General features: G+C 70.2%; 7 protein-coding genes. 5 read left to right on the top strand and 2 right to left on the bottom strand.

Going from position 1 to position 6,583, the window contains the following annotated elements; translation table 11 throughout:
• Positions 1 to 134: 134 nt before the first annotated feature.
• From IL992_RS18910 to IL992_RS18900, 3 genes are all read left to right on the top strand, one after another.
• On the top strand, positions 135 to 821 hold the full coding sequence (locus tag IL992_RS18910) for a RodZ family helix-turn-helix domain-containing protein (RefSeq protein WP_193204670.1): 687 nt from the start codon (positions 135 to 137) through the stop codon (positions 819 to 821).
• Between the two features lie 69 nt (positions 822 to 890).
• Entirely contained in the window at positions 891 to 2,249 is a 1,359-nt protein-coding gene (gene pafA / locus IL992_RS18905; RefSeq protein ID WP_193204669.1) for a Pup--protein ligase, read from the top strand.
• Between the two features lie 71 nt (positions 2,250 to 2,320).
• On the top strand, positions 2,321 to 3,283 hold the full coding sequence (locus IL992_RS18900) for an FKBP-type peptidyl-prolyl cis-trans isomerase (RefSeq protein WP_193204668.1): 963 nt from the start codon (positions 2,321 to 2,323) through the stop codon (positions 3,281 to 3,283).
• Positions 3,284 to 3,346: 63 nt separating this feature from the next.
• Here the strand turns inward: IL992_RS18900 and IL992_RS18895 are convergent, their stop codons facing one another.
• Positions 3,347 to 4,222 (bottom strand): chitosanase, encoded by an 876-nt coding sequence (locus tag IL992_RS18895; RefSeq protein ID WP_319018658.1) that lies wholly within the window; start codon positions 4,220 to 4,222, stop codon positions 3,347 to 3,349.
• 201 nt (positions 4,223 to 4,423) lie between these two features.
• Here IL992_RS18895 and IL992_RS18890 point away from each other — a divergent pair, with 201 nt between their 5' ends.
• Both IL992_RS18890 and IL992_RS18885 read left to right on the top strand, forming a co-directional pair.
• Positions 4,424 to 5,077: a helix-turn-helix transcriptional regulator gene (locus IL992_RS18890; RefSeq protein ID WP_193204667.1), complete on the top strand. Its 654-nt coding sequence runs from the start codon at positions 4,424 to 4,426 to the stop codon at positions 5,075 to 5,077.
• A gap of 14 nt (positions 5,078 to 5,091) precedes the next feature.
• On the top strand, positions 5,092 to 5,568 hold the full coding sequence (locus IL992_RS18885; RefSeq protein ID WP_193204666.1) for a DUF3291 domain-containing protein: 477 nt from the start codon (positions 5,092 to 5,094) through the stop codon (positions 5,566 to 5,568).
• On the opposite strand, the gene IL992_RS18880 is transcribed toward IL992_RS18885, so the two are convergent.
• A complete protein-coding gene (locus tag IL992_RS18880; protein WP_193204665.1) occupies positions 5,514 to 6,581 on the bottom strand; it encodes a DUF3866 family protein in 1,068 nt (355 codons plus the stop codon). The genes IL992_RS18885 and IL992_RS18880 overlap by 55 nt on opposite strands.
• Positions 6,582 to 6,583 lie beyond the last annotated feature (2 nt).

Raw genomic sequence — 6,583 nt, 5'->3', positions numbered from 1 at the left:
GGCGTGTCCCCCCGTCTTTTGTTCCTTCGGGCGGCGGCGCCGCCCCCTCCCGGGGGGCGCGGCGCCGCCGTCTCATGGGCCGGCTCGGGCGTTTCGGCTCAGCCCAACTCCGATTTCGCTACTCTCATCCCGTTATGACGACTCTTGATCTCTTGCGGCGAGCGGGCGTTCCGGCCGCCGCCGTCGCCCTCCTGTCGCTGACCGCGTGCTCCGGAGCCTCTGGCACCTCGGCCTCGCCCACAGTGACCGCCACCGTGACGGTGACGGCCCCGGCGTCGCCCGCGGAGCCGTCCGCCGACCCGGCGGCCTCCGGCACGCCGACGGCGGACACGCCCACCGACTCGGCCACGACCGCGCCGACGCGGAAGCCGGGCAAGGCTGGGCCGCCGATCACGGACAAGGCACCGGCCCCCTTTGGCGGGACCCTCCAGTCGGACCCCGGGCACGACTTCACCAAGGGGCTCAGCCCCAGCAGGGACGGCGTCGTACGCGGCCAGCTCGTCGCCATGCACGACGAGAACGTGGCGGAGTATCGGCCCGTCAAGTTCGTCAAGGAGTACGGCGGCAGCACCAGCGGCCACTTCGAGGGGCCGCCGGAGGGCGACGTGACGGCCTTCGCCGCGCCCATCGCGAAGAACGTGGTGTTCCTCAGCGCGCTCGGGTGCAACGGCAAGGACCAGACCATCGACAGCCAGTACCTCGGCACCCAGCGCTGCTCTCGTGACAAGCTGATCCTGCGGGCCGACGCGGGCGACCTGCGGGCGCTCATCACGGTTCAGGGCGGGCAGATCGTCAAGGTGACGGAGATTTACGCCGCCTGACCGCTCCTTCTCGGCATTCCATCGCCTGATCACTGTTCGGCCGCCGGTTTATGGGAATAGTGTGAGGTGATGGATCGACGCATATTCGGGCTGGAGAACGAGTACGGCGTCACCTGCACGTTCCGCGGGCAGCGGAGGCTGTCGCCGGACGAGGTGGCGCGGTACCTGTTCCGGCGAGTGGTGTCCTGGGGCCGATCGAGCAACGTCTTCCTGCGCAACGGCGCACGTCTCTACCTGGACGTGGGCAGCCATCCCGAGTACGCCACCCCTGAGTGCGACAACGTCGTGGAGCTGGTCACCCACGACAAGGCGGGGGAGCGGATCCTGGAGGGCCTCCTCGTGGACGCCGAGAAGCGGCTCCGCGAGGAGGGCATCGCAGGGGACATCTACCTGTTCAAGAACAACACCGACTCGGCCGGCAACTCCTACGGCTGCCACGAGAACTACCTCGTGGGCCGGCACGGGGAGTTCGGGCGGCTGGCCGACGTCCTGATCCCTTATCTGGTGACGCGCCAGATAATCTGCGGCGCGGGCAAGGTGCTGCAGACCCCGCGCGGAGCCGTCTACTGCGTCTCCCAGCGGGCCGAGCACATCTGGGAGGGCGTCTCCTCGGCGACCACCCGGTCCCGGCCGATCATCAACACCCGTGACGAGCCGCACGCGGACGCCGAGCGGTTCCGCCGGCTGCACGTCATCGTGGGCGACTCGAACATGAGCGAGACCACGATGCTGCTCAAGGTCGGCGCCACCGACCTGGTGCTGCGCATGATCGAGGCCGGCGTGGTGATGCGCGACCTGTCCCTGGAGAACCCCATCAGGGCGATCCGGGAGGTCTCCCACGACATGACGGGCCGGCGCAGAGTGCGCCTGGCCAACGGCCGCGAGGCCTCGTCGCTGGAGATCCAGCAGGAGTACCTGACCAAGGCGCAGGACTTCGTCGACCGGCGCGGCGGAGACGCCACCGCCAAGCGGGTGCTGGAGCTGTGGGAGCGCACGCTGCGGGCGGTCGAGACCGGCAACCTCGACCTCGTCTCGCGGGAGATCGACTGGGTCACCAAGTACCAGATGATTGAACGTTACAGACAGAAGTACGACCTGCCGCTGTCGTCGCCGCGCGTCGCGCAGCTCGACCTGGCCTACCACGACGTCCACCGCAAGCGCGGGCTGTTCTACCTCCTGCAGAAGCGGGGGGCCGTCGAGAGGGTGGCCGACGACGTCCGCATCTTCGAGGCCAAGTCGGTTCCGCCGCAGACCACACGGGCCAAGCTGCGCGGAGAGTTCATCCGCAAGGCCCAGGAGAAGCGGCGCGACTTCACCGTCGACTGGGTGCACCTGAAGCTCAACGACCAGGCCCAGCGGACGGTGCTGTGCAAGGATCCGTTCCGCAGTGTCGACGAGAGGGTCGACAAGCTCATCGCGGGCATGTGATCTCTTACACCGCTCTGACGGCGGGTTCGGGTAGCCTGGCCCGGACCCGCTGTCTGTTTGAGGATTCCCATATGCGCCGTCGTACGGCACTCGTCGCCGTCCTACCCCTGTTGCTCGCCGCCGCCTGCGGAACCGCGCAGAAGAGCGCGTCCAGCGCGAGCCCCACCTCCAGTGGCCAGGCCGCCGCCTCGGCCATCAAGGTGACGGGAGAGGCCGGCAAGAAGCCCACCCTGACCTTCCCGGCGGGCAAGCCCTCGCTCACGTCCGCCTCCATCAAGGTCATCGAGGGCCAGGGCACCCCGGCCAAGGACGGTGACGTCCTCACCGCCAACGTCACCGTCTACAACTGGGACGGCAAGGAGAACAAGGCGGCCGGCTCCGACTACGACCAGGGCAAGTCGGAGTTCGTCTCGGTCAGCCCGCAGCTGCCAAAGGCGCTGCACGAGGCGCTGGTCGGCGCCAAGCCGGGCGGCCGGGTGATGGCCGTGGTCGCCAAGGACAACCTGAGCGCGGAGCAGCTCAGCCAGGCCAAGCAGCAGGGCCAGGACTTCAACACCACGTCCCAGGTGCTGGTGATCGACGTGCTGTCGGCCGCGCTGAAGTCCGTCCAGGGCACCGCCGTCGACCCCGGCGTCGCCGGCGTGAAGGTCGAGAACGCCGGCGGCGAGAAGGCCCCGACGCTGACCACCAAGACCAGTGAGAAGGCGCCCAAGAAGCTGGTCGTCAAGACCGTGATCAAGGGCGGCGGCCCCGAGGTGAAGGCCGGTCAGACGGTCCTCGCCCACTACGTCGGCAAGATCTGGGGCACCGACAAGCAGTTCGACTCCAGCTGGGAGCGCGGCCAGCCCGCGACGTTCGCCCTCGACCAGGTCGTCAAGGGCTGGGCGCAGGGCCTGACCGGCGTCCCGGTCGGCAGCCGCGTCCTGCTGACGATCCCGCCGGACCTCGGCTACGGCAAGGAGGGCAACGCCCAGGGCGGCATCAAGGGCACCGACACGCTCGTCTTCGTCGTGGACGTCCTCGGCGCGGCCTGACAGCCAGGGAAAGCAGGGGCCCCTCTCACCGGTCCGGTGGGAGGGGCCCTTGCCGTACGGGCGTCAGCTGAGGATCTGGTAGCTGTCGCCATAGACCTTCCAGCGCAGCGGCGGGTCGAGGTCGAGGTTGCCGTTCCTGAGGAACACCCGCTGGGCCGTGTCGACCCGGCTGGTGTCGCTGTGCGCCTCCTCGGTCTTCATCGCCGCCTTGCGGGCGTCCAGGAACGCGTTGAGATAGGCGACCTCGTCGCCGCCCTGCGCCGGGGTCTTCGCCTTCTTCATGGCCGTCTTGCGGATGCCGCCGAAGCTGACCGGGTCGGTGCCGGGGCCGTGCATCACGATGGCGTCGTAGTAGACGAACTGCCCGAGCGCGCGCAGGCCGTCGGCCTTGGCCTGGGCCACGGCCGGGTTGAAGTAGACCCGGTCGCGCTCGTCGTTCTGCGCCTGCTGGAAGACGGGATCGGCGGCGGCGGTGCGCCAGTCCCTGGGGAAGTCCGGGTCGAGCCCCTTGTGCGAGTCGGTGCCGTTCACCTTCCGCAGCGCGGGCAGATACTTGGCCAGCACGTTGCCGGGCTTGCGCGTGGTGTAGAGCTCGACCAGGTCGAGCATGTCGCCGGTGCCGGAGCAGAAGCCGATGATCCCGGCGGTGTAGCCGCGTCCGTCGTCGATGTCCTCGATGTACTTGTACTGGGCCTTCCAATCGAGTGAGGAGTTCTCCGCGCTGGAGACGAGCTCCATCGCGATCTCCTTCTTCTTCGGGTCCGTGAGGTCGACCGGCGCCTTGACGGTGACCTTCACGGCGTCCCGGGCAGAGGAGGCCGGAGAGGCCGGGCCGCCGGTGACGGCTCCCGCCGCGTTCGCGGGGAGTACGGCCGCGGCGGCGGCCACGAGCAGCAGAGCCGCGCGCCGGGGAGTGCGCCTGATCAGCGGGTCTTTCACGTGCGTCGCTCCGTTCTCCGCCCGCGGCCGTTCGTCGTGGCGGGAAGGGGGCGCGGGGCGGGGGTGAGCCCTCCGGAGGGGGGGTTTAGTTAGTAAGGTTTCCTAATGAAAGCAGCATGCCGCGGCGGTGTCAACGCCCTCCTTGACCGGCCGTCCCGGCCGCAGGTCCGATGGTCCGGTCCGCCCGCCTAGACTCCGGCTGTGACGAGCGACGACCTGGAGTCGATCAGCGTGCTCGGCGATCCCGTACGGCGGGCGCTGTACAGGTTCGTGGCCGAGCAGGGGCGGGACGTGGGCCGCAACGAGGCGGCCGAGGCGACCGGCGTCCAGCGCACGCTGGCGGCCCACCATCTGGACAAACTGGTGGAGGCGGGCCTGCTGGAGGCGGCCTTCCGGCGGCTGAGCGGCAGGGTCGGCCCCGGCGGCGGCCGCCCGGCCAAGGTCTACCGGCGGGTGCGTGAGGAGCGGACCGTGAGCCTGCCGCCCCGCGACTACCAAACGCTCGCGCTCGTGCTCGCGGAGACCGTCGACCTGCTGGGCGGCGAGGAGAAGGCCGAGGAGGCCGCGCGGCGGGCGGGGGAGCGCCTCGCCGCCGCCGACGCGTCCGGCGACCTCATGGAGGTGCTGCGTGCGCGTGGCTACGAGCCGTACGAGGAGGACGGGCGGGTGCGGCTGCGCAATTGCCCCTTCCACGTGCTGGCCGACAGTCATCCGCTGCTCGTGTGCTCGATGAACCTCGCGCTGTGCGAGGGCCTGCTGGCCGGCCTCGGGGAGAACGGCGTCACCGCGGCGCTCGACCCGAGACCGGAGGAGTGCTGTGTGGCCTTCGGGCCTTCTAAAAACAACGTAGATTGACATAGAATCGGGACATGCATCTCGCCCAGCTCAACGTCGCCCATCTCAGGGAACCCCTCGACTCCCCCGCGCTGGCGGACTTCCTCGCCGCTCTGGCGCCGATCTACCAGGTGTCGGACGCCGCGCCCGGCTTCGTCTGGCGCATGAAGGAGGGCGATGAGCCCACGGACCTGATCCAGCACGACTACGGGCCGATGCTGGTCGTGAACCTCTCGGTCTGGGAGTCCCGCGACACGTTGTGGAACTTCGTCTACCGCAGCGCCCATCTGGAGGTGATGCGGCGCCGTCGGGAGTGGTTTCACCGGATCGCCGAGCCGTACACGGTGATGTGGTGGGTGTCCGAGGGCCACCTGCCGCCGCTCGACGAGGCCATGGCGCGCCTGGACCTGCTCCGGGCACAGGGACCGGGCCCGGAGGCGTTCACGTTCAAGGATTTCTACGACAGCAGTGACGCCGCGTGCCTCCCGGCGGCGGCGGAGGTCACGAAGTAGGCCAGGTCCTCCTCCAGGCCGCGGCCCATGGTGGACAGCCGCACGGGCGACGCCTTGAGCGCCTCGTGCAGGCCCTCCACCGGCACGGTCACGATCTCGTGGCGTGTGGCCAGGGCCGCGGCCTGCTCGCGCACCGTCGCCCCGAACGCGCCGGGCAGGTCCGGCACGACGACCCGGGCCGGGGCCAGTGCGACCCGGCCGTAGGCCGTGAGCGAGTGGTGCGACACCCCGATGTGCCGCTCGCGGCGGTCGCCCTCGCTGACCCGCAGCGCGGCCACGGGCCGCCCGGCCAGCACGGCGGCGGCGTTCACCGCCTCGCCCGCGGCCACGCCGGAAAATCCCCAGCGGGTGCCGGTGCCGAGGTTGCCCGGCCCCTGCGTGACCACGGCGACGTCGGCGCCGAGCACGTGACGGGCGGCCAGCAGGCCGGTGTGCAGCGTGACCGCCTCGACGTCCCCGCCGAAGGACTGGCCGGTCGTCACCACCCCGCACAGCCAGTCGCGCTCGCGCAGCGCCGCGCACGACATCGAGAACCAGGCCGGCAGCGCCCCGCCGTCCTGCATCACGTACGCCACCCTGATCCCCGGGGAGTCCGCGTACAGACCGCACAGGATCGCGGGCAGGGCGGAGTGCAGGTCGGCGACCACCACGGGCATGCCGTCGACCGAGTCGGCCTCCCGCAGCGCCTCGTGGTGCGGGGACTCCTGCTCGTCCGCGCCGAGCACGGTGGCCTGCAACGGGGTGTAGCGTGCCTTCACCAGGTGACCGGGTCCGGAAGGATCTTGCGGTAAACGGTCCGGGACGGCCACCACCATGGCGTACCCTCCCGTACCGAGACCCATGGCGAGGGCGGTCGTGTTGAGCAACACGGTGTCGCCCACTTCAGGGCGTCCCACCAGCGGGGGATAGGCGAGCGCCCGGCACTCGCCCTCGGCGACGGCGACGTCGAGTTCCACCGCCCCCGGCCACTCGCGCCGGACCCGCACCACTTCGCCCTTGCGCCATCTGATCACGC

This window comes from Microbispora sitophila (genome assembly GCF_014892245.1).
Classification (GTDB): Bacteria; Actinomycetota; Actinomycetes; order Streptosporangiales; family Streptosporangiaceae; genus Microbispora; species Microbispora siamensis.
This window is presented reverse-complemented; position numbering and strand designations above follow the sequence as displayed.

Coding starts and splice junctions, on each gene's coding strand:
- IL992_RS18910 (WP_193204670.1), top strand. CDS start 135: ATGACGACTCTTGATCTCTTGCGGCGAGCGGGCGTTCCGGCCGCCGCC.
- pafA (WP_193204669.1), top strand. CDS start 891: ATGGATCGACGCATATTCGGGCTGGAGAACGAGTACGGCGTCACCTGC.
- IL992_RS18900 (WP_193204668.1), top strand. CDS start 2,321: ATGCGCCGTCGTACGGCACTCGTCGCCGTCCTACCCCTGTTGCTCGCC.
- IL992_RS18885 (WP_193204666.1), top strand. CDS start 5,092: ATGCATCTCGCCCAGCTCAACGTCGCCCATCTCAGGGAACCCCTCGAC.